This is a genomic window from Nocardioides sp. WG-D5, from assembly GCF_054031175.1.
The window spans coordinates 3,775,650-3,796,769 of record NZ_CM132928.1 but is presented as its reverse complement, the minus strand read 5'-3'; the positions used below and the strand labels follow the sequence as shown (position 1 = coordinate 3,796,769).

Annotated in this window: 22 protein-coding genes; 6 read left to right on the top strand and 16 right to left on the bottom strand. The window is 70.1% G+C overall.

What is annotated here, in order from left to right:
• Nucleotides 1-111 precede the first annotated feature (111 nt).
• The 6 genes from glmM to ACWZJV_RS18435 all read right to left on the bottom strand — a co-directional run bounded on the left by glmM (nucleotide 112) and on the right by ACWZJV_RS18435 (nucleotide 5,079).
• Nucleotides 112-1,467 carry a phosphoglucosamine mutase gene (glmM, locus tag ACWZJV_RS18460; RefSeq protein WP_457177722.1) on the bottom strand — a complete coding sequence of 452 codons (1,356 nt, stop codon included), beginning with the start codon at nucleotides 1,465-1,467 and terminating at the stop codon, nucleotides 112-114.
• A 103-nt stretch (nucleotides 1,468-1,570) separates the two neighbouring features.
• Nucleotides 1,571-2,071: a 30S ribosomal protein S9 gene (rpsI, locus tag ACWZJV_RS18455; protein ID WP_008362446.1), complete on the bottom strand. Its 501-nt coding sequence runs from the start codon at nucleotides 2,069-2,071 to the stop codon at nucleotides 1,571-1,573.
• Nucleotides 2,072-2,085: 14 nt separating this feature from the next.
• Complete coding sequence (rplM, locus tag ACWZJV_RS18450; protein ID WP_008362447.1) at nucleotides 2,086-2,529, bottom strand: 50S ribosomal protein L13; 444 nt, start codon at nucleotides 2,527-2,529, stop codon at nucleotides 2,086-2,088.
• A 281-nt stretch (nucleotides 2,530-2,810) separates the two neighbouring features.
• The gene (locus ACWZJV_RS18445) at nucleotides 2,811-3,278 is read right to left on the bottom strand and encodes a hypothetical protein (RefSeq protein WP_457177719.1); all 468 of its coding nucleotides are present in this window, start codon (nucleotides 3,276-3,278) and stop codon (nucleotides 2,811-2,813) included.
• 125 nt (nucleotides 3,279-3,403) lie between these two features.
• A complete protein-coding gene (locus ACWZJV_RS18440) occupies nucleotides 3,404-3,628 on the bottom strand; it encodes a hypothetical protein (protein ID WP_457177717.1) in 225 nt (74 codons plus the stop codon).
• Nucleotides 3,625-5,079: a hypothetical protein gene (locus tag ACWZJV_RS18435; protein WP_457177715.1), complete on the bottom strand. Its 1,455-nt coding sequence runs from the start codon at nucleotides 5,077-5,079 to the stop codon at nucleotides 3,625-3,627. The genes ACWZJV_RS18440 and ACWZJV_RS18435 overlap by 4 nt, the downstream gene beginning before the upstream one ends.
• 252 nt (nucleotides 5,080-5,331) lie before the next feature.
• Here ACWZJV_RS18435 and rocD point away from each other — a divergent pair, with 252 nt between their 5' ends.
• The gene (gene rocD / locus ACWZJV_RS18430) at nucleotides 5,332-6,570 is read left to right on the top strand and encodes an ornithine--oxo-acid transaminase (protein WP_008362456.1); all 1,239 of its coding nucleotides are present in this window, start codon (nucleotides 5,332-5,334) and stop codon (nucleotides 6,568-6,570) included.
• Between the two features lie 90 nt (nucleotides 6,571-6,660).
• On the opposite strand, the gene ACWZJV_RS18425 is transcribed toward rocD, so the two are convergent.
• From ACWZJV_RS18425 to ACWZJV_RS18415, 3 genes are all read right to left on the bottom strand, one after another.
• Nucleotides 6,661-7,737 carry a nitrate- and nitrite sensing domain-containing protein gene (locus ACWZJV_RS18425; RefSeq protein WP_457177714.1) on the bottom strand — a complete coding sequence of 359 codons (1,077 nt, stop codon included), beginning with the start codon at nucleotides 7,735-7,737 and terminating at the stop codon, nucleotides 6,661-6,663.
• On the bottom strand, nucleotides 7,734-8,246 hold the full coding sequence (locus ACWZJV_RS18420) for a SigE family RNA polymerase sigma factor (protein ID WP_008362458.1): 513 nt from the start codon (nucleotides 8,244-8,246) through the stop codon (nucleotides 7,734-7,736). Before ACWZJV_RS18420 ends, ACWZJV_RS18425 begins: the two co-directional genes overlap by 4 nt.
• A 164-nt stretch (nucleotides 8,247-8,410) precedes the next feature.
• Complete coding sequence (locus ACWZJV_RS18415; protein WP_196875560.1) at nucleotides 8,411-9,019, bottom strand: TetR/AcrR family transcriptional regulator; 609 nt, start codon at nucleotides 9,017-9,019, stop codon at nucleotides 8,411-8,413.
• A gap of 48 nt (nucleotides 9,020-9,067) precedes the next feature.
• Between ACWZJV_RS18415 and ACWZJV_RS18410 the strand changes: the two genes are divergently transcribed.
• From ACWZJV_RS18410 to ACWZJV_RS18400, 3 genes are read left to right on the top strand one after another with little or no spacing between them, the layout of a single operon-like run.
• A complete protein-coding gene (locus tag ACWZJV_RS18410) occupies nucleotides 9,068-10,591 on the top strand; it encodes a flavin-containing monooxygenase (RefSeq protein ID WP_008362460.1) in 1,524 nt (507 codons plus the stop codon).
• Nucleotides 10,588-11,427: an SDR family NAD(P)-dependent oxidoreductase gene (locus tag ACWZJV_RS18405; protein WP_008362461.1), complete on the top strand. Its 840-nt coding sequence runs from the start codon at nucleotides 10,588-10,590 to the stop codon at nucleotides 11,425-11,427. The genes ACWZJV_RS18410 and ACWZJV_RS18405 overlap by 4 nt, the downstream gene beginning before the upstream one ends.
• Nucleotides 11,428-11,431: 4 nt before the next feature.
• On the top strand, nucleotides 11,432-11,956 hold the full coding sequence (locus ACWZJV_RS18400) for a DUF402 domain-containing protein (protein ID WP_008362462.1): 525 nt from the start codon (nucleotides 11,432-11,434) through the stop codon (nucleotides 11,954-11,956).
• Between the two features lie 3 nt (nucleotides 11,957-11,959).
• On the opposite strand, the gene ACWZJV_RS18395 is transcribed toward ACWZJV_RS18400, so the two are convergent.
• A complete protein-coding gene (locus ACWZJV_RS18395) occupies nucleotides 11,960-13,306 on the bottom strand; it encodes a threonine/serine exporter family protein (RefSeq protein ID WP_307785690.1) in 1,347 nt (448 codons plus the stop codon).
• A gap of 82 nt (nucleotides 13,307-13,388) precedes the next feature.
• Between ACWZJV_RS18395 and ACWZJV_RS18390 the strand changes: the two genes are divergently transcribed.
• On the top strand, nucleotides 13,389-14,516 hold the full coding sequence (locus ACWZJV_RS18390; RefSeq protein ID WP_457177710.1) for a glutamate--cysteine ligase: 1,128 nt from the start codon (nucleotides 13,389-13,391) through the stop codon (nucleotides 14,514-14,516).
• 28 nt (nucleotides 14,517-14,544) lie between these two features.
• Here ACWZJV_RS18390 and ACWZJV_RS18385 read toward each other — a convergent pair whose 3' ends face one another.
• The 5 genes from ACWZJV_RS18385 to ACWZJV_RS18365 all read right to left on the bottom strand — a co-directional run bounded on the left by ACWZJV_RS18385 (nucleotide 14,545) and on the right by ACWZJV_RS18365 (nucleotide 19,166).
• The gene (locus tag ACWZJV_RS18385; RefSeq protein WP_196875563.1) at nucleotides 14,545-15,660 is read right to left on the bottom strand and encodes an FUSC family protein; all 1,116 of its coding nucleotides are present in this window, start codon (nucleotides 15,658-15,660) and stop codon (nucleotides 14,545-14,547) included.
• 128 nt (nucleotides 15,661-15,788) lie between these two features.
• Nucleotides 15,789-16,439: an HNH endonuclease family protein gene (locus ACWZJV_RS18380; RefSeq protein ID WP_008362470.1), complete on the bottom strand. Its 651-nt coding sequence runs from the start codon at nucleotides 16,437-16,439 to the stop codon at nucleotides 15,789-15,791.
• Between the two features lie 109 nt (nucleotides 16,440-16,548).
• Nucleotides 16,549-17,361 (bottom strand): MBL fold metallo-hydrolase, encoded by an 813-nt coding sequence (locus tag ACWZJV_RS18375; RefSeq protein ID WP_457177708.1) that lies wholly within the window; start codon nucleotides 17,359-17,361, stop codon nucleotides 16,549-16,551.
• Between the two features lie 22 nt (nucleotides 17,362-17,383).
• On the bottom strand, nucleotides 17,384-18,625 hold the full coding sequence (locus tag ACWZJV_RS18370; RefSeq protein WP_457177706.1) for a site-specific DNA-methyltransferase: 1,242 nt from the start codon (nucleotides 18,623-18,625) through the stop codon (nucleotides 17,384-17,386).
• A gap of 10 nt (nucleotides 18,626-18,635) precedes the next feature.
• Entirely contained in the window at nucleotides 18,636-19,166 is a 531-nt protein-coding gene (locus ACWZJV_RS18365; RefSeq protein ID WP_457177704.1) for a hypothetical protein, read from the bottom strand.
• Between the two features lie 77 nt (nucleotides 19,167-19,243).
• Between ACWZJV_RS18365 and ACWZJV_RS18360 the strand changes: the two genes are divergently transcribed.
• On the top strand, nucleotides 19,244-19,819 hold the full coding sequence (locus tag ACWZJV_RS18360) for a mismatch-specific DNA-glycosylase (RefSeq protein WP_008362475.1): 576 nt from the start codon (nucleotides 19,244-19,246) through the stop codon (nucleotides 19,817-19,819).
• Between the two features lie 4 nt (nucleotides 19,820-19,823).
• Here ACWZJV_RS18360 and ACWZJV_RS18355 read toward each other — a convergent pair whose 3' ends face one another.
• Nucleotides 19,824-20,999, bottom strand: a complete 1,176-nt coding sequence (locus tag ACWZJV_RS18355; protein ID WP_457177702.1) for a hypothetical protein — start codon at nucleotides 20,997-20,999, stop codon at nucleotides 19,824-19,826.
• Nucleotides 21,000-21,120: the final 121 nt, after the last annotated feature.

Genomic DNA, 21,120 nt, shown 5'->3' with positions numbered 1-21,120 from the left:
ACGAACGAACCCGTGTCGAGACCAACGCAGTCCCCTCGGCGCTCGACAGGACTGTGTTGGTCTCGACACGCTCGGCCGCAGGCGGCCTCGCGGCTCGACCAGCGGTGGAAACTAGAGCGCCAGGCGGGACCGGACCACGTCCGCGAGCCGCTCGGCACACGCCTCGGCCTCGTGGTGGCTGGGAGCCTCGACCATGACACGCACGAGGTTCTCGGTGCCGGAAGGACGCAGCAGGATGCGCCCCGAGCCGGCGAGGGCCTTCTCCTCGGCGGCGACGGCCTCGAGGAGCCCGTCGTCGCTCTTGCAGCGGGCCTTGTCGACGCCCTTGACGTTGAGCAGGACCTGCGGGAGCCGGGTGACGACGGAGGCGAGGTCGGCGAGCGTACGCCCGGTGTCGGTCATCCGCTGCAGGACGTGCAACGCGGTGAGGATGCCGTCGCCGGTGGTGGCGTGCTCGCTCATGATGATGTGGCCGGACTGCTCGCCGCCGATGGCGTAGCCGCCGCGGCGCATCTCCTCGAGCACGTAGCGGTCGCCCACGGCGGTCTGCTTCACGCGGACGCCGGCGGCGTCCATCGCCTTCACGAAGCCGAGGTTGCTCATCACGGTGACGACCACGGTGTCGTCCGGGAGCCGGCCGGCGTCGTGGAGCCCGAGGGCGAGGATCGCGATGAGCTGGTCGCCGTCGACCAGGTTGCCCTGGGCGTCGACGGCCAGGCAACGGTCGGCGTCGCCGTCCCAGGCGAAGCCGACGTCGGCACCGTGCTCGACGACAGCCTTCTGGAGCATCTCCGGGTGGGTCGAGCCGACGCCGTCGTTGATCGAGAGGCCGTCGTTGGTGTCGTTGATCGCGATCACCTTCGCGCCGGCCTGGTCCAGGGCCAGCGGCCCGGCGGCCGCAGCGGCACCGTTGGCGCAGTCGACGACGACGGTCAGCCCGTCGAGGCGCCGCTCGAGCGTGGAGACCAGGTGGGCTGCGTACATCTCCACGGGGTTCTCGTGGGACGAGATCCGCCCCACTGACGCGCCGGTCGGGCGGTCCCAGGGCTCGTCGAGGTGTGCCTCGATCCGGTCCTCGAGGATGTCGTCGAGCTTGTGCCCGCCGCGCTGGAGGAACTTGATGCCGTTGTCGGGCATCGGGTTGTGCGAGGCCGAGATGACCACGCCGAGGTCGGCCTGCAGCGCCGCGGTCAGGTAGGCGACCCCGGGCGTCGGCAGCACGCCGACCTCGATCACGTCGCAGCCGGCCGAGGCCAGACCGCCGGCGACCGTCGCCTGCAGGAACTGTCCCGAGACGCGCGAGTCGTTGCCGATGACCGCCAGCGGCTTGCGTCCGCTGCCGGAGCCGCGAAGCTCCTCGGTGAGGACCAGTGCTGCAGAGGTCGCCAGGTTCTGGGCGAGCGAGGCCGTGAGGACCTCGCCGTTCGCGAGACCGCGAACTCCGTCAGTGCCGAAAAGGCGTGCCACGTCCGTGTGACCTTCTTTCGTACGTCGGCCCCCGCCCGAAAATGAGTCGGGGTGCCTCGGCGAGCCGAGGCACCCCAACAATGCTAGGCGATCGCGAGGGCGATCAGCGCTTGCTGAACTGCGAGGCCTTGCGGGCCTTCTTGAGACCGGCCTTCTTCCGCTCCACGACGCGGGCGTCGCGGGTCAGCAGACCGGCCTTCTTCAGGGTCGGGCGGTTGGCCTCGACGTCGACGTCGTTCAGCGCACGGGCCACGCCGAGACGCAGCGCGCCGGCCTGACCGGCGATGCCGCCGCCGTCGATGCGGGCGATCACGTCGAAGCGACCCTCGAGCTGCAGCGCGACGAACGGCTCGTTCGCGACCTGCTGGTGCAGCTTGTTCGGGAAATAGTCCTCGATGGTGCGACCGTTGATGGTCCACGCGCCGGTGCCCGGGACGATCCGGACGCGGGCGACGGCCTCCTTGCGGCGGCCGGTGGCGGCGGCCGGGGCGATGGTCGCCGGGCGCTCGGGGGTGTCGGCGGACGGGGCGCTCTCGGAGGTGTACGCGAGGCCCTGCTCGTCGGTCTCGAAGGTCTCCTCGACCTCTACGGTGTTCTCAGTCATGTTCTGGTCCTGGCTCACTGGGCGATCTGCTTGATCTCGAACGGAACGGCCTGCTGCGCGGCGTGCGGGTGCTCAGGGCCGGAGTAGACCTTCAGCTTCTTGAGCATCTGGCGGCCGAGCTTGTTCTTCGGCAGCATGCCCCACACCGCCTTCTCGATCGCCTTGCGAGCGTCCTTGTCCAGGACCTCACCGATCGGGGTGGCCGTCAGACCGCCCGGGTAGCCCGAGTGACGGTAAGCCAGCTTGGTGGTCTTCTTGTTGCCGGAGAGGGAGACCTTCTCGGCGTTGATCACGATGACGAAGTCGCCGGTGTCCGCGTTGGGCGCGAAGATCGCCTTGTGCTTGCCGCGGAGGAGCTCGGCGACCTGGACAGCGAGGCGGCCGAGACGGACGTCGGTCGCGTCGATCACGAGCCAGGCGCGCTCGATGTCGCCCGGCTTGGGAGCGTAAGTACGCACGTGTGCCTTCTTAGTTCGTAGTGCCCGCCCAGCGGGTGCAGGAGGCGGGATGTTGCTGCGTGGCTTCTGACGAACACGGCCCGGCTTGCCCCGCCGCTGGAAGTCCAGCGGCAGTCATCCGGATCTGCGCCCCTGACCGTGCGACGGTTCTCATCGAACCTGGATCAGGACGCGGCAGGAGTCACGACCTCACAAGGTTACGAGTCCCCGCGCAGCGGAGACAAATCAAGACGTACGCCGCCGGTCGGGGAGCCTGGCGGCGTACGCGTTCTTGGGGCGGGTCAGCTCGACTGGCCCGGGAAGGACCGTCCGAACTGGTCCTGGGGCTGGCCGAAACCGCCCGGACCACGGCCGTCCTGACCGAAGTCGGGCGGCTGGCCGTAGGGCATCTCGCCGCCGCCGCGCATCTGGCCCAGCTCCCGCGGGCCCCGGTCGGAACCACCGTCGGCGACGGCGGCGACGACCCCGGTGGCGACGCCGCCACCGAGGACGAGTCCGGCGGCCGCCGCGACCGCGACGCTCTTCCAGCCGAAGACCCGGTCGGAGAGCTTCTTCCTCGGTGCCGGCGCGGCCACCGGTGCCGCGGTCGGAGGACCGTAGGCAGGCGGCGCGTACGCCACCGGCGCGGGCTGCGCTGCGGGAGCCTGCGGCGCAGGAGGCTGCTCGGCGGGGGCCTGCTCGGCGGCCGGCTGCTCGACCGTCGGCTCCACCGGTTCGGGGGCCTGGTCGCCCGTACTCTTGTCGCTCATGTTTCCAGAGTCCGCCGGGTTCCTGTGGTGAGGCTGTGCGAGACCTTTGGCTTCGATGAAAAGCAGGACGTACGCCGCCGGAGCCTCGCCCCGGCGGCGTACGTCTTTTTCCGTCTTGCAGTCAGCTATTGGTCGACGCCGACCTCACCCTCGGGGGCGTAGAGGTCGGCGACCTCCTCCGGATCCTGCTCCGGACGCTCCTGGGGGCCGGCCGGTGCCGGCTGCTCCTTCTCGACGGCCGGGCGCTGCGGCTCGTCCTCGCCCGAGAGGGCGAGGGCGCCACCGAACGCACCGCCGGCGACCAGCACCGCCGCGGCGACGGAGAGCATCAGCGTGCGCGTCATGGTCACGCCAGCACGCGGTACTGGATGCCGACCGAGTACTTCCAGATGTCGTAGCGCGAGCTCGAGTTGAGGCCGGCGGTCCACCACACGGCGGGGCAGTACTGGGTCGAGGTGCGGCTCTGGATCAGGCTGTTGGGCAAGGCGACGGACGCCATCGTCTTCCACTTGACCGAGTTGCCGAACTGGTGGATCTGACGCGAGGACCAGTCGGACGGGCGCAGGACGGTGGTGATCACGTAGACGTTCTTCGTGTAGCCCTTGGGACGGCCGCCGTAGTGCTTGAGCGTCAGGTTGCGGTAGTTGCCGTCGACCGACTTCGGCAGGCACTTGACGTTCTCGGTGTAGACGGTGGCCTTCGCGCTGTCGCCGGGGGCCTTGCAGCGTACGTTCGACCGCAGGCCGCGCGACTCGGCCCAGTCGCTGCGAGCGGGCGCCTTGAGGGTCGAGCAGGAGCCGACGTACTTGTAGTTGAGGGCGTCCGCGGCGGTGAGCGTCCGGCTGTAGGTCTTCCAGGTCAGCTTCTTGGCGGACGCGGCGACCGAGATCTGGGCAGTGGTGACGTTGCCGGCCTTGTCCTTGGCCTCGATGCGGACGTAGAAGGTGCCGGAGACCCGGGTGCCGGCGTTGTTGTTGCCGTTCCAGGTGTAGGAGGTGGTGCCGGTGAAGCTCGTCGACGAGCCCAGGGTGCGCACCAGCGTGCCGCCGGCGGTGACCACCTTGGCGGTGTAGCCGACGGTCTCATTGACGGTCATCTTCGCCGTGACGGTGTCGCGGTAGCCGTCCGGGTAGGGGTAGAAGGTCGTCAGGCTGCGGCTCAGGGTGACGACCGGCTTGGTGGCGTCGACGGACCCGAGCTCGACGGTGACGGAGTCGGTCGCGCCGCTCTCGCCCTCGACGAACCCGGTGAGCCGGTAGGTGTCGGTCGCGGTCGGCATCGTCGCCTGGACCGTCCCGACACCGTCGGCGTCGAGCGTGATCGGCGCCGACTGCGGGCCGCTCGGCGAAGCACCGTTCGAGCCGGTGATCGTCCAGTTGGCCACCGGGTTGGCCCCGAGCGCCTCCACGTTCTCCACGTCGTACGTCACGGGGAACGTCGCGCCCCCGGCCGGGGCGGTGGCGGGAACGGTGATGACGACAGTGGTCACGACGGCGGCCGCGGGCTCCTCCGCCACGCCTGCCGCGGGAGGCTCCGCCTCAGCACCGGGCTGGGTCTCGGCCTGGGCCTCCGGCTGGGTCTCGGGCTGGGCCTCGGGCTGGGTCTCCGGCTCCGTCACGGTGTCCGCCTCGGTGCCCGTCTCGGTCTCCGTTTCGGGAGCGGGCTGCGAGTCGGCCGGGGTCGTCTCGACGCTCGCCGTCTCCGACGGGTCCGTGGTGGACGGGGTCTCCGTCGCGAAGGCCGGCACCGCCGGCACGATCAGGGCGACGGCAGCAGCCGCCACCAGTGCGCGTACGCGCATCTGTGGTTCCTCCGAGTCTCTTGCCCGAGATGGTCTTGGGGTTGCTTCGCTGCCAGAGAACGCGAAGCGGGCCGAGATGGCTGACGGAACATATACCCCGGGGCGCACGCCCTCCGCACCGGTATTTGCTGCCGCGTCACCGACCCGGCGACAGCGATGAGGCATCTGGCGTAGCCTGATCGTAGGATTGTCTGACAATCAGATGATCTTGGCTCAGATCACCCAGAACGCCCCACGAGATGGAGGAGTGCGATGACCCTGCTCAACGAAGCTCAGGACACCGTTGCGACCAGCCTGACCCCCGCCGCCTTCGCTGCCGCCGAGGCGCACTCCGCGCACAACTACCACCCGCTCGAGGTGGTGATCAGCCACGCCGAGGGCGCCTGGGTGACCGACGTCGACGGTCGCCGCTGCCTCGACATGCTGGCCGGCTACAGCGCGCTGAACTTCGGTCACGGCCACCCCGCACTGCTGTCCGCCGCCCGTGAGCAGCTCGACAAGGTCACCCTGACCTCGCGTGCCTTCGTGCACGACCAGTTCGCCGAGTTCACCGCCCGCCTGGCCGCGATGTGCGGCAAGGACATGGTGCTCCCGATGAACACCGGCGCCGAGGCCGTCGAGACCGCCATCAAGGTCGCCCGCAAGTGGGGCTACGACGTGAAGGGCGTCCCCGCCGACCAGGCCGAGATCATCGTGATGGCCGGCAACTTCCACGGCCGCACCACCACGATCGTCGGCTTCTCCGACGATGCCGACGCCCGCGACGGCTTCGGCCCGTTCGCCCCCGGCTTCGTGATGGTTCCGTACGCCGACCTGGCCGCGATCGAGGCCGCCATCACCCCCAACACGGTGGCCGTGCTTGTCGAGCCGATCCAGGGCGAGTCCGGCGTGGTCATCCCCGGCGACGACTTCCTGATCGGGCTGCGCGAGGTCTGCACCCGCGAGAACGTGCTCTTCGCCGCCGACGAGATCCAGGCCGGCCTCGGCCGCACCGGCTACACCTTCGCCTGCGACCACGCCGGCGTGAAGCCGGACATGTACATCCTCGGCAAGGCGCTCGGCGGCGGCATCGTCCCGGTCTCGGCCGTCGTCGCCGATCGCGACGTGCTCGGCGTCATCGGCCCCGGCCAGCACGGTTCCACCTTCGGTGGCAACCCGCTCGCCTGCGCCGTCGGCACCGCCGTCATCGAGCTGCTCGAGACCGGCGAGTTCCAGGCCCGCGCCGAGGCCCTCGGCCAGGTCCTGCGCGACCGGCTGATGGCGATGGTCGGCAAGGGCATCGTCGGCTTCCGCTCCCGCGGCCTGTGGGCCGGCGTCGACATCGACCCGGCCGTCGGCACCGGTCGCGAGATCTGCGAGCGCCTCCTCGCCCGCGGCGTGCTCGCCAAGGACACCCACGGCTCCACCATCCGCCTCGCCCCGCCCCTGGTGATCGCCGAGGACGACCTCCACTGGGCCCTCGACCAGCTCGAGGCGGCCGTCTCCGAGTAGAGCCGAGCCGCCCTGTAACACGTCGTTCGACGTACTGGTCGCCCGGTGAGAGCGACCGGAAAGTACGTCGAACGACGTGTTACTTGTTCGCTAGCCGTCGAGCGCTGCGAGATCGTCGATGATCTCGTTCGCCGCGGCGACGAACAGCTTCTGCAGCCCACGGATCAGCTCGGTGCAGGACCCCGTGTAAGCGTCCGGCGTGAGCGTGACCCGGTCCAGGCTGCCGGTGGACAGGATCTGGTTGACCACCCGGTGCGCCGGGACCCCGATGGCTCCCTCGGTCGCGGTGTTGACGGTGATCCCGTCGAGGGTCTCGCGCTGACGCTCCGAGGCCGCCGTGTAGAAGTCCGCGAGCGACCGACGCCACGTCGCCTCGGCCGAGGCGAGCGCGGCGAGGTCTTCCTCGCTGATGGGTTCGGCCGACATACCCGCCGCCTGCGAGTGCCGGCGCTTCGTGAGCGCCTCCATCATGATGGCCCGCTCCTCGCCCAACGACCGGAACGCCGGACGAATGGCGCCGAGCGCTTCGATCTCAGTGTCGATCTCGGCGTCGCCGACCGACGGCACGAGCGTCGCGAGCGAGAAGAGATCGTCGGCGAGCGCCCCGTAGGCGGCCTCCGCCAGCACCTGGGCCTGGCCCGTGTCACGGATGTCCGATCGCGTCTGCGCCATGCCGTCCAACGACCGCTTGATCCTCGCGAGGACATCCGCGAGCTCCTGGTCACCGCCGGCGTCGATCTGCTCCGCTTTCGCCGTCCAGATCGTGATGGACTCATCGGTCGTCGCCCGCAACGGCCTCATCACGACGTCGGGGACGCCTGCCAAGTCGCCGTCGCGCTCGAACATCACGTTGATCGCCAGGTCGAACGTGCTGGGCAACGCCTGCGCGACCGACTCGGCCCGGCGCACCGACGAGGTCGAGGGGGAGGTCGGGGACCCTGCCGGATCGGTTGCCCGGTCCGTGACCACGGGCTGGAGCGCCACCCCGGCGATGGCGATGATCCCGACCGCCATCACGGTCCCGACGGTCGCGACCACGCGGGCCCGGAGCACGCGGCGGCGGCCACGGCGTACGTCCTCGGCGGGGTCCGCGAGCGGGACCGGAGCGGCCGCACCGATGCGGTAGAGGCGGTCGCGCAGCAGGGTGTCGTCATCGAAGATGTTCATCGCCGGCCTCCTCGGGCAGCGTCGGAGTCAGCGTGGCCGGGGCGAAGGGTGCGGCGCAGGTTGGCCAGCGCCTCGGAGGTCTGGCTCTTGACCGTCCCACTGCTGACCCCGAGGTCGGCGGCCGTCTCCTCGACCGACAGGCCCCAGTAGTGCCGAAGCACCACAACCCGGCGCTGACCTGCAGGAAGAGATCGCAGCGCGGTCCAGAGCTCGTCCAGCTCCTCGGCCCCGAGGCCGACGGGCGCCGGGCGGTCGGCGATCTCGCCCGACCGCTCCCGCCGCCACGGACGGCGGCCTTCGTCGAGGTGACTGTTGACGAGCACCCGACGTACGTAGGCATCGACGCTGTCGGCCTTCTGCACCTTTCGCCACGCTGCGTACACCTTCGACAGCGTCAGCTGCACGATGTCCTCGGCTCGATGCTCGTCACCGCACAGCAGGTAGGCCGCGCGGAACAGGTGCGCGCGTCTCTCCCTGACGTAGGCGGTGAACTCCTCGTCCCGACTCACCAGTCTCCTCCTCCGGTTCCAACCCCCGACGCCCTACTGACGCGGTCGGTCGTCCATCGGTTGGGTCCGGGTAACCGCTTCCTGAGTGCGGGCGCCCGGGTAACACGTCGTTCGTGGCACTACTCGCCCTATCAGAACGACCGGATAGTCCTACGAACGACGTGTTACAGCTCGCCTGAACCCACCCCGGAGCTCCGCGGCAGCATCTCCAGCAGCACCGGCAACGAAGAGGCCAGCATCCCCAGCAGCTCCTCGCGCGACAACCCGGCGGGATCCGCCTTCCAGGACAGCACCAGCTCCTCCGACATCGCCTGCCAGCCACGCACCACCAGCCGCGCGGCGGGGGTGTCCTCGACGAAGTCGGCACCGGCATCGAAGATCCGGAGTCCCAACGCCAAGAAGGCCTCGTCGTAGATCTCGCGCAGGACCGGGTCGCTCGCGGCGCCGCGGACCATCGAGACGTACCCCTCGTAGTTGGCGTCGACGAAGTCGACGTAGGCCGTCATGGACGCCAGCAGGCGCTCGACCGGCTCGCCCGTCGAGGGCGGGGCGGTCTGGGCGACGAGGGCGTCGGCGGCGCGGCGTACGACCGCCTCACGGAAGGCCATCTTGTCGCCGAAGTAGTGGTAGAGCAGCCCGCGCGAGATGCCGGCCTCACGCGCCACCACGTCGATCGAGATCTCGTCGAGGGAGTGGCGCGCGAAGAGGCGAATGCCCAGGTCGAGCAGCTGCTCGCGGCGCTGCTCGGGCGTCAGACGCGTCCGTTGGCTCATGCCGACCATTCTATTGACATCCGTTCAATAGGCAAGAATACTCTCGGTATGACCACTGCTGACCTCACCCACGTCGACCACCTGATCGTCGGTGCCGGCTTCGGCGGCCTGTGCTCGGCGATCAAGCTCGAGGAGGACGGCGAGCGCGACTTCGTCGTCATCGAGAAGGGCTCCGGCGTCGGTGGCACCTGGCGAGACAACACCTATCCCGGCGCCGCCTGCGACGTGCCCAGCCAGCTCTACAGCTACTCCTTCGCGCTCAACCCCGACTGGTCGATGAGCTTCTCGCCCCAGCCGGAGATCGAGGCGTACATCAAGAAGGTCGCCGAGCAGTCCGGCACCCTGGACCGCTTCGTCTTCGACACCGCGGTGACCGCCGCGACCTGGGACGAGACCCAGCAGCGCTGGCTCGTCGAGACCGAGGGCACGAACGGCAGGAAGACGTACGCAGCGACCACCGTCATCGCCGGACCCGGCGCGCTCTCCGAGCCGAAGCTCCCGGACATCGAGGGCATCGAGGGCTTCCAGGGCGAGATCTTCCACTCCGCCCAGTGGAACCACGACGTCGACCTCACCGGCAAGCGCGTCGCGGTGATCGGCACCGGCGCCAGCGCGATCCAGATCGTCCCGGAGATCCAGAAGAAGGCCGCGCGCCTCGACGTCTACCAGCGCACCGCGCCCTGGGTGCTCCCCCGCAACGAGCACCGCTACTCCAAGCTCGAGAAGGCCGCCTTCCGCCACGTCCCCGGCGTCCAGCGGCTCGCCCGCGCGGCGGTCTACTGGGGCCTGGAGGTCCGCGTCCTGGGTCTGGCCGTGGAGCCCAGGCTCACCAAGGCCCACGAGCTGATGGCACGGAACAACATCCGCCGCGGCATCAAGGACCCCGAGCTTCGCCGCAAGGTCACCCCCGACTACACGCTCGGCTGCAAGCGCACGCTGATCTCCAACGCCTACTACCCGGCGCTGGCCGCCGACAACGTCGACCTGATCACCGACGGCATCGACCGGGTGAGCGAGAACGCGATCGTCGCCAAGGACGGCACCAGCCGCGAGATCGACGTCCTCGTGGTGGCCACCGGCTTCTACACCACCGACCTACCGATCGCCCACGCGATCACCGGCAGCAAGGGCCGCACCATGGCCGAGCGGTTCGCGGAGACGGGGATGAGCGCCTACAAGGGCACCACCGTCCCCGAGTTCCCCAACCTCTTCTTCGTGGTCGGCCCCAACACCGGCCTGGGCCACTCCTCGATGGTCTACATGATCGAGTCCCAGGTGGCCTACATCCGCGACGCGATCCGCACGATGCGTACGAACGCGTACGCCACCGTCGAACCCACCGAGGACGCCACCTCCGCCTGGAACGACGACCTGCAGCGCAAGATGGACAAGACGGTGTGGTCGGAGGGCGGCTGCGCGTCGTGGTATCTCGACGAGCACGGCCGCAACACCACCCTGTGGCCGAGCTTCACGTTCCTGTTCCGCCACCTGACCAGCAAGTTCGACGTCGACAAGTACGCCGTCACCGCCGCCGGCAAGCCGGCAACGACCAAGGAGAGTGTCCCCGCATGAAGTCCTTCGACGACAAGGTAGTCGTGCTCACCGGAGCCGGCTCCGGCATCGGCCGCGCCCTCGCGCTCAACCTCGCCGGGCGCGGCGCCCGGCTGGCGCTCTCCGACGTGAACGAGGCCGGCCTGGCCGAGACCGTCGAGCTCGCCAAGCAGGCCGGCGCCCGTGAGATCAAGGCGGACAAGCTGGACGTCGCCGACCGCGAGGCCTTCACGGCGTACGCCGCGGACGTCATCGCCCACTTCGGCACGGTCAACGTGGTGATCAACAACGCCGGCGTCGCGCTGTCGGGCCGCGTCAACGACCTCGACTGGGACGACATCGACTGGATCATGGGCATCGACTGGTGGGGCGTCGTGCACGGCACGAAGCTCTTCCTGCCGGCCCTGATCGAGTCCGGCGACGCGCACATCGTGAACATCTCCTCGCTCTTCGGGCTGGTCTCGATGCCCGACCAGGCGTTCTACAACGCGGCGAAGTACGCGGTGCGCGGCTTCACCGAGGCGCTGCGCGAGGAGATGCTGATCGACGGCCACAAGGTGGGCGTCACCTCGGTCCACCCGGGCGGCATCAAGACCGCGGTCGCCCGCAGCGCCCGCGTCTCGGCCAAGGACGACCAGGCCGCGACCGCGAAGTTCTTCGACGAGAAGCTCGCCAAGATGGAGCCCGAGCGGGCCGCCGAGATCATCGTCAAGGGCATCGAGAAGAAGCAGGCCCGCGTGCTGGTCGGTCTCGACGCCCACGTGATCCACAACTTCGGCAAGTTCACCGGTTCCCGCTACCAGGACCTCATCGCCTTGGGTGCCAAGTACGTGATGCCGAAGAAGCAGGCAGACTAGGCCCATGCGCTTCGAGGCCGGTCATCCTGTTCGTGTCGAGTTCACGAAGTGGGGTGGCCGGCCTCACTGGTCCTTCACGGGTCTCTACCTCGGCGAGGACGAGCACGGCGAGTGGATCGGCCACCCGGTCGGCACCGAGTTCGCCCGCCCGGGCCGGGGCTGGGTCGCCGACTGGGAGTCGGTCAGCCTGGTCCCCCACCACGACGCGGCCCACTTCCCCGCCTTCAACCGGCCCAACGAGCGGGTGACCTCGCAGATATATGTCGACATGTGTACTCCGCCGGTGTGGCAGGACTCGACGGTCACCTGCATCGACCTGGACCTCGACGTGGTCAAGAAGTTCGACGGCTCGGTCTACATCGACGACGAGGACGAGTTCGAGCACCACCAGATCGAGTACGGCTACCCGCCCGAGATCATCTCGATGACCGAGGACTCCGCCGAGCGGGTCTATCTCGCGGTCAAGGAGAGCCGGGCGCCGTACGACGCGACCCCGGAGCGCTGGTTCGAGGTGCTCGCCGGCCTGTGAGGCCTAGGCATCGGTCTCGACGGCGGCCGGCACCGGGGTGGTCCGGTCCTTCCGCAGCGGACCGACCAGGCGCGGTCCGGAGAGTCGGGTCTCGATCCGCCAGGACCGGCGGCTGAGTGGCTGGGCGATGTATTCGCCCAGATAGACGCCCGAGGCGAGAGCCAGCGCGACCGAGGCCGCGGTGAAGAGGGCGACCAGGCCGACCGAGGTGGTCGCCGGGGTCTCCTGGGCCAGCATGGTGAGGCCGCGGTAGATCGAGTAGCCGGGCAGGAACGGCACCACCGAGGACACCACGATGACCAGCGGCGGCACCTTCAGCCGGGTGGCCACCGAGTAGGCGATGAGACCGATGAAGAGGGCGGCCACGGCCACCCGCCACGTACGTCCGACGTCGCCGGGCACGACGATCGACAGCACCACGGCGATGCCGGCGATGACCGCGATCGGGACCAGCGTCCGCTTGGGGGCGTACGCCGCGTAGGCGAAGGCCGCGGCCCCGACGGCCCCGCCGACGGTGGCGAGGGTGATCGACTGCAGCGTGCTGGTGCCGCCGGAGACCGCACCGTGGATCGGCACCCCGACCGCGCCGGCGAAGACCAGACCGCCGGTGACCCCCGCGATGATCCCGGCGGTGGAGACCAGGGCCTCCATGATCCGGGCGCTGGCGGTGACGTGGAAGCCGGTCAGCGCGTCCTGCAGGGCACCCATGAAGCTGATCCCGGCCAGCATCACGGTGATGTTGGCGGTGATCGAGGTGGAGACGTCGAGGTTCAGGGGCAACGCCGCGGCGATGACCGCGAGCAGCGTGGCCAGGCCTGCCCCGGCGACCTGCAGGTAGAAGAGCGGCAGCCGCCAACGGCGGTGGAGGAGGTGCTGCAGCTGGTCGATGGACGCGCCCGAGATGAAAGAGAGGACGACGACCCAGGGATCACCACCGACGTAGACGGTGAACGCGGCGGCCATCACCGCCATGCCGAGCGTCGCGGCCCAGCGCGGCCGGCGGTGGCCGCCGGAGATGATGCGACCCAGTGCGATCCGGGCGCCCTGGAGGTCCACCTCGTCGCGTACGACCTGGCGGACCAGGTGGTCGACGGCGGTCAGGTGGTCGTAGTCGATCGTGCGGTTCTTGACCTGCCGCGTGGTGTGGATCGGGATCGCCTCTGGGTCGGCCTGATAGCTCATCGAGAGGCTGGTGTAGGTGACGTCGACCTCGGCTCCGCGGAGCCCGAGATGCTGAGAGAGCGACCTCATCGTCGCGGTCACGTCAGCGGCCCCGGCGCCGGTGGAGATCAGCAGCTCACCGACGCGGAGGCAGAAGTCCAGAGTCAGGTTCACCTCGCGCGCGTCCACCGTCACAGGGTGCCATCGGGGCGGTGATCGACAGGCATTCACGGTGCTCGACAAACGGGCCCGTGCAAGGAACGCTCAATACATGCGGATCGACTTCCACCCCTCCCCGCGACCGACGCTCGGCGTCGAGTGGGAGCTCGCCCTCGTCGACCGTCAGAGCCGGGACCTGGTCAACGTCGCCGACCATCTCTTCGCGCGGGCCAAGGCCCGGGTTCCCAACCCCGAGCGGATCCACAAGGAGCTGCTGCGCAACACCGTCGAGATCGTGACCGGGATCTGCGGGACGGTCGAGGAGGCCATCGACCAGATCCGGGAGACGACCCTCGAGGTCGTACGCGCCGGGGACGATCTCGGCGTGGACCTCTTCGGTGCCGGCACCCACCCGTTCGCGTCCTGGACCAGGCAGGAGCTGTCCGCGGGGCATCGTTACGAGGAGCTGATCAACCGCACCCAGTGGTGGGGGCGGCAGATGCTGATCTGGGGCGTGCACGTGCACGTCGGGATGCCGGAGCGCGACCGGGTGCTGCCCGTCCTCAACGGGCTGCTGACCTACTACCCCCACTTCCAGGCGCTGTCGGCGTCCTCCCCGATCTGGGCCGGCGTGGACACCGGCTACGCGTCCAACCGGGCGCTGATGTTCCAGCAGCTGCCGACGGCGGGGCTGCCGTTCCAGTTCGCGACGTGGCCGGAGTTCGAGGCGTACGTCTCGGATCAGACGGTCACCGGCGTGATCGAGGACATCAGCGAGATCCGCTGGGACATCCGGCCCTCGCCCCGGATCGGCACCATCGAGAACCGGATCTGCGACGGGGTCGCGACCCTGCAGGAGCTGGCCGCGATCGCGGCGCTGGCCCACTGTCTCTGCGTCGACCTGGATGCCAGGGTGGCCGCCGGCGAGCCCGTCGCCACGATGCCACCGTGGCACGTCCAGGAGAACAAGTGGCGCGCCGCCCGCTACGGCCTGGACGCGATCGTGATCCTCAACGACGCCTCGGACGAGCGGCTGGTCACCGAGGATCTCGCCGAGCTGCTGGTGCGGCTGGAGCCCGTGGCCGCGCGCCTCGGCTGTGAGAAGGAGCTCGCCGGGGTGCACGACATCATCCACAAAGGTGCCTCCTACCAGCGACAACGTGCCATCGCGGCGTCCACCGAGGGCGACCTGGTCGCGGTCGTCGACTCGGTGGTCCGTGATCTGCGCGGGTCGCTGTGAATGCTCACCGAGCTGACTCGGTGAGCATTCACCGAGGCGGCAGCGGCGGCAGCGCGTCGGTCGCCTCGAACTGCCCCATCCCGGTGACCCCGAGCAGGTCGACGATGATCGACCTGATCTGGACGAGGATGACCTCGGCGTTGAGCGATTCCGTACGCTCCACCTCGGCCGAGTGCTCGCCGACCGCGAGCAGCACCGACCGGGCCTCATGGCTCAGCCCGTCCGGGCCGAGGCCCGCGGCGAGCTCGGCCTCGACGACGTCGACGGCGTCGGCGAGCCCGAAGGCCAGCTGGTAGTAGCTCTCCGGCACGATGTCGCCGCGATAGGCCGACACCGCCGCCCGCCGCACCAGCACCCGGGTGCTCCGCAGCGCCCGGTCGAGCGGCTCGACCAGCTCGGCCATCCGGTGCACGTGGCTGCGATGCCGGAACCGGAACGGCGAGACCGCCAGCACCGACATGCCCTCGTCGGAGGCGTCCTGCAGCTCGCGGATCAGCGGATCGGTGGCACGCGCGTCGGCGAGCACCTTGAGCCCGTGGACCGCGTCGGCGTCGAGCATCACCTGGCCCGCGGCACGCAGCAGCGAGGCGATCTTCCTGGCGACCACCGCCGCCTGCTCACCGGGCCGTCGCAGCGGGGCGGCGGGCACGATCGAGGCCGCGACCAGTGCGACCGCACCGCCGATCAGCGCGTCGGTCCAGCGGGTGAAGGCCGCGCCGGGCGTCGGCAGCAGCCCCATCACGAAGATCGACTGCACCGCGGCCTGGTTGCGGAAGACCTGGCCCGAGGAGATGAAGATCCCCACCGCCATGGCCATCCCCACGACCAGGGTCATCTGCCAGGCACCTTCGCCGATGACCTGCACCACGACGTCGCCCAGGAAGACGCCGAGCGCGACCCCGATGGTCACCTCGGTGACCCGTCTCAGCCGCTGTCCGTAGGACGTGCCGAGGCTGACCACCGCCGCGATCGGCGCGAAGACCGGTTGGGCGTGGCCGAGCAGCCCTGCCGCGATGAACCACGCCACCCCCGCCGCTCCCGCGGCCTGGAACACGTGCCACCGCTTCGACTTCAGGCGCGCCAGCCGGCGACGTACGTCGGACTTCACCTGCTCACGGGTGACTCGCGGAGCAGTGAACGCCATGGCGCAGATCCTAGGCCAGCCGAGTCCTCAGTTGTGGCGGCCGAATCGGTGGTTCTGGCGAATGAGATCGGGATCTCGGCTGCCATTTCCACCGATTCGGCCGCCACTTCTGCAGAGTCGGCGTGGGGTCAGCGGGCGAGGGTCACCGACACGGTCTGGCTGCCGCAGCCGTTGGCGGAGGTGAGGTTGGTGAGCGCGGACTTCTCGGTGCTGTCGACGGAGAGCCGCCAGCGGATCTTCACCGAGACGAACTCCTTCAGGTAGCGGCACTTCTGCAGGTCGGGCATCCACCCGGCCGGGTCGGAGTCGGACTTCTCCTGGTTCTCGTTGTCGGTGACGCCGACGAGCGAGCCGTAGTAGCCGAGGTCGTTGGCGTAGTTCTTGCGCTCGGTCGAGGTCCAGGTGCGGGCGCCGGAGTCCCAGGCCTCGGCGAGCGGAACCATGTGGTCGATGTCGATGTCGCTGGTGGCGGTCCAGGACAGTCCGTCGTAGTAGGAGTACCAGCGGCCGCCCGACAGCGAGCAGCTCGAGCCGACCGTGGGGGCCTCCTCGGCTTCCGCGATCAGCACCTCGTTGCGGGTGTTGCAGCCGTCGCCGTCGGCGTCGATCCAGTGCTGGAAGAGGTCGCGGCTGTAGCCGGTGCGGTTCTCGGCGGCGACCGGGAGGTCGCCGATGGCGGTGGAGAGCGGCTGGGAGTAGGACTCGGCGTGTGCTGCCGCCGGAATCGTGAGCGGCACGAGGGCGCCGCAGGCGAGGATGAACAGGCCACGGAGTTTCATGGGGGTCTCCCGAGGTGAGGTGTTCGGTCGCCCCCAGACGATGCCGCGTTTTGCGCGGCCCGTGTAACGCGGTTACCAGATGTTGCGAGAAGTTCATCCAGCGGCGCGATCACGCCGAGACGAACGGCTCCGTCAGGTGCGGCGTCGCGAGGTGAAGCGTGGTGTCGGCCTCGCGGCTGAGCATGCGCTCCCTCGAGCGCCTGGCCGCATCGGGATCGACCTCGTGCGCGTAGGCGAGCTCGGGGTGGAGCAGCTGGAGCGCGTGCACCAGGAGGTCGCCGGTGACCAGCACCAGCTCGCGCCCCTCGGTGACCAGCACGCTCTGGTGCCCGGGCGTGTGACCGGGCGTGGCGACCACGCGCCCGGCGCGCAGGGACGTGTCACCGTCGAGGAGCCGGAGCCGACCGGCCTCCGCGAGCGGGTCGGTGAGGGTCTCGCGAAGCTGGGGGTTGAGCGAGTCGAGGGCGTCGTACTCGGCCCGCTGGAGCAGGTAGTCGGCGTTCGGGAAGTAGGGGTGGCGACCGTCGGCCTCGGTCACGACGGCCCATCCGACGTGGTCGGTGTGCAGGTGCGTGAGCACCACGGTGTCGACCTCGGCCGGGTCGATGCCCGCGGCGTCGAGCGACCGAGGAAGCACACCGGGCACGGGCGCCCACGAGGCGGCCGGGCCGTCCGCCGGGCCGATCCCGGTGTCCACCACGGTGAGGCCCTGGTCGCTGCGGATCGCGTAGGCACGGAACTGGATCCGCCAGCGACCCTCGGCGTCGACCGCGCCCGGATCGTGGCGGTCGGCCTCGGCCCACTGAGCGGCCGTGGCCTCGGGGAAGGCCTGGGCACGCGGGGAGAAGAACGGGCCCTCGCCATCGGCGAGGGCGATGATCTCGGTCGAGCCGATCCGGAGGCGGGGGACGCTGAGGGCCATGGCCGCGATCCTGCCACGCCTTCTACGCGCCTCGCGTCACACCAGAGGTCTCGAGAAGCTCACCCAGGTCGCGCTCGACCAACCCGTCGGTGCCGCCGTTCCCGTGCGCCGCGACGACGGCCCGCAGCCGGGCGCGGGTGATGTCGGAGACGTACGCCATCTCGGCCTTGGCCGCGTTCGAACCGGGCCGGGTCGTCTCGGCGATCTGCACCGACCAGCACGTACGCCGCGCCCCGTCCTCCACGTTGGCCAGCGCGACCGCGTGGCCGGTGGTGCCGGATCCGGCGAAGAAGTCGAGGACCCTCGCGTCGGTCGGCATCGTGGCCAGGATCCGGCGGATCAGCCCGGTCGGCTTCGGCGACTCGAACAGCGGCCCCACCAGCGACTTCAGCTCGGCGACGGCGGAGTCGGTCGAGCCGATCTCCTCGGCCAGCCAGATCGTGGTGAGCTTCTTGCGCCGGGCATCGCCCGAGGCGTCACGGGAGAGCCAGTCGCGCTGGTAGACGTCGACCCGCTCCCCCAGCTTCCCGCGTACGCGACGGCACATCAGGTCGTCGGGACGGGCCTCGATCAGCGGGGCGCTCCACCGCCAGACCGCCGGGCGGCCGTCACCGAAGACCGGCCAGATCTCCTGGCCCCCGTCGAACGGCTCGACACTGACGCGGCCGGAGTCGGGGTCTCCCCACACCGGGAAGTGGAGCGTCCGGGCGGTCGCCGGGTTGAACTTCTTGTTGGTGTTGCGCAGCGGGAGCCGTCGGTAGTGGCGCCCGTCGTCGGTGACCAGCGGGAAGTCCCGCTCGTTGACGGCCTCGGGGATGCTCGACTCCAGCGCACAGGACCGGGCGTCCTTGGCGTAGACGAGCAGATACTCGTGGGACGTGGCGAACCCGTTGCCGAGCTGGCGGCCCTTGGGGTTGAGGTTGACCACGATCTGCGCGAGGTGGTTGCGCTCGTCGAAGACCTCGTCCATCAGCACCTTGAGGTGTGCGGCCTCGTTGTCGTCGATCGAGACGTAGATCGCCGCGCGCTCCGACATCACGGTGCGCGCCGCCTCCAGCCGGGGCCGCATCATCGCGATCCAGGCCTCGTGGCGGCCGGCCCGCTTGCCATCTTTCCCGCGCCGGTCGTCGTGGTAGGCGAAGAGGCTGCCGGTGTTGTAGGGCGGGTCGATGTAGATCAGGTCGAAGGTCTCCCCCGCCGCCGAGAGCGCCTGGAGCACGTCGAGGTTGTCGCCCTCGACGAAGGTGTTCCACGGCTCCCCCACGCGGGGAACGTTAGCCGACCGGCTGATCGACACTCAGCAACGCGACCGATCGCTCGGCCACCAGGCACTGGATCTTGGTGCTCTTGGGCGGGGTGACGTGGAGGACCACGTCAGCGCCGGAGGTGGAGGCCGTGATGGTCGCCGGGTCCGGCGCCTCGCAGCCGTCGTAGACCGTCTGGGCATAGAGCCGCTGGCCGGACGGGACATGGGCGAGCAGCCTGGTCGCCTCGGTGGTGAACGAGTCCTGGAGCGAGGAGCCGAGGCCGGCGGCGTACGCCTGGATCGCGGCGGCGTCCGGGAGCGGGGTCGCGGTCTTCTCCAGGTCTCCCTCGGCCGCGCCGCCGGCGGAGACGAGGCCACGGACGGGCTTCTCCGAGCTCGGCGGACGGGACGGCTCGGGTTCCGACTTGGGCGTGCCGGGCGAGGAGGCGGAGGGCGTCGGGCTCGAGCCCGGGTCGGTCGCCTCGTCGGGGCTGCCGCAGGAGGAGACGAGGAGCGCCGTCGCAGCGACTGCGAGTGGGAGAAGACGCGTGGGGTGCATATTTCACATACTCCCCACGGCACCCGGCTGTTGCACCCCCGAGGGCCCGGTCGTTACGGAGATGGAAAGATCACGCCGTGGCCCGCTTCACCCAGGCCGAGCTCCAGACCTACTACGGCGCCTCGGTCCCCGACCTCCTCCCGGCAGACGACCAGCCGCTGCGCCTCCTCTTCGTCGGCATCAACCCCGGCCTGTGGACCGCGGCGACCCAGACCCACTTCGCGCACCCGCTGAACCGCTTCTATCCCGCGATCTTCCGCGCCGGGATCACGACCCGGCCGATCGACGCCTCCGCAGGGATGACGCCGGAGGACCGCGACTACTTCCGGTCCCGGGGCATCGGCTTCACCAACATCGTCCGGCGTGCCACGGCCAAGGCCTCCGAGCTCTCCAACGCCGAGCTCAAGGAGGGCGGCGCCGAGCTGTTCTCCCTGGTCGCACGGAGGAAACCGGCCGTCGTCGCGATCGCCGGGATCACCGCCTACCGCACCGCGTTCAACCGCCCCAAGGCCAAGCAGGGCCGCCAGCCCGAGCCCCTGGCCGGCGCCGAGCTCTGGGTGGTGCCGAACCCGTCGGGCCTCAACGCCCACGAGACGGTGCCCACGCTGGCCGCCGCCTACGCCGAGGCGGCCCGCGCCGCCGGTCTGATCTGAGACCTCAGAACCCGGAGGGAGCTTCCGGCAGCTCCGGGACCCCGAGCTTGGCCAGCAGCGCGACCGCGTCGTCGGCCGAGACCCTCGCGGACTGTGAGTGCAGCATGTCATCGACAGCGAGGTCCACCTCGGCGGTGAGGCAGACGAGCACGTCCTCGCCCTCGGCCTCGGCCGGCCCCTGGAAGGCGAGCACGGGCAGGTAGGCCAGGTCCAGGGATGCGGCCTTCTGCAGGAGACGTACGGCGCCGAGCACGTCGGCACGCGGATCAGCGACCTCGAGCGGGCGGCCCTCGACGGACGCCACCCCGTCGGCCGGCACCTCGACCACACCGGCCGTGGAGGGGATGTCGTACTGCTCCACCACGGCGATCCCGCCGGGGTGCACCACGACGGCCTCGATCTCGCGGCCGGAGACCGGGACGTTGAGCACGACCAGCGCCGACTCGAGCTGGCCCAGCGCCTGGCGGAGCTTCTCCTCGCCGAAGGTCTCCGGCGCACCGAGGTCGAGCATCCAGCCGCCCGCGGCGGTGGCGACCCAGGAGGCGGTCTCCTGCTCCTTGAGCGCCATCAGCTTCTCGGCCTCCTGGCGCAGCCGGTCCCGCTCCAGCGCCGCGTCGTGCGCGCGCCGGCGCTCGTCGTCGAGCTCGGCGCGCAGCATCGCGACCTCACTCTCGGCCAGCTGCTGCAGCTCCCGGCGGCGCTCCGCCTCCCGGGCACGCTCCTCGGCGGCCTGCTTCTCGGCCCGCAGCCGGGCGACCTCGAAGCGGCGTACGCCCTCCTCCAGCAGGCCGAGGGTGCGGTCGGAGACCGCGACGTCGGCGCCCGACTCCAGCCGGTCGCGCAGCGCACCCCAGTTGACCTCGGGGTGGTCGGTGACCAGCGCGTCCAGCACCTTCAGGAGTACGTCACCCTCCACTCCCGCACGCGCGGCCAGCGAGGCCTGGTTGAACCGAGCCGGCGCGGGCGCCGGGGCCGAGACGGGCGCCGGGGCCGGGGCCGGAGCCAGGCTCCACTGCCCCGGAGGCCCCTCGACGAAACCACCCGAGCCGAGCACGGCGAGCAGCTCCTCCTCGGTCAGCAGGACCCGCTTCCCCTTCAGCGCGGCGCGCAGGACCTGCAGGCTCAACGGAGCCCGCAGGCGCAGGATCTCGGCGACGGCCGGCTTGGAGGATTCAGGCATAGGGGCTGGTAAAAAGGGGTCGTTCTCGCAGGCGCGGCGATCGTACACCGGCCCACCGACAATCGAGCTCCGCCAGGAGCCGTTGCGTGGAACAAGACGAAGCCCCGGACACCGCCAGGTG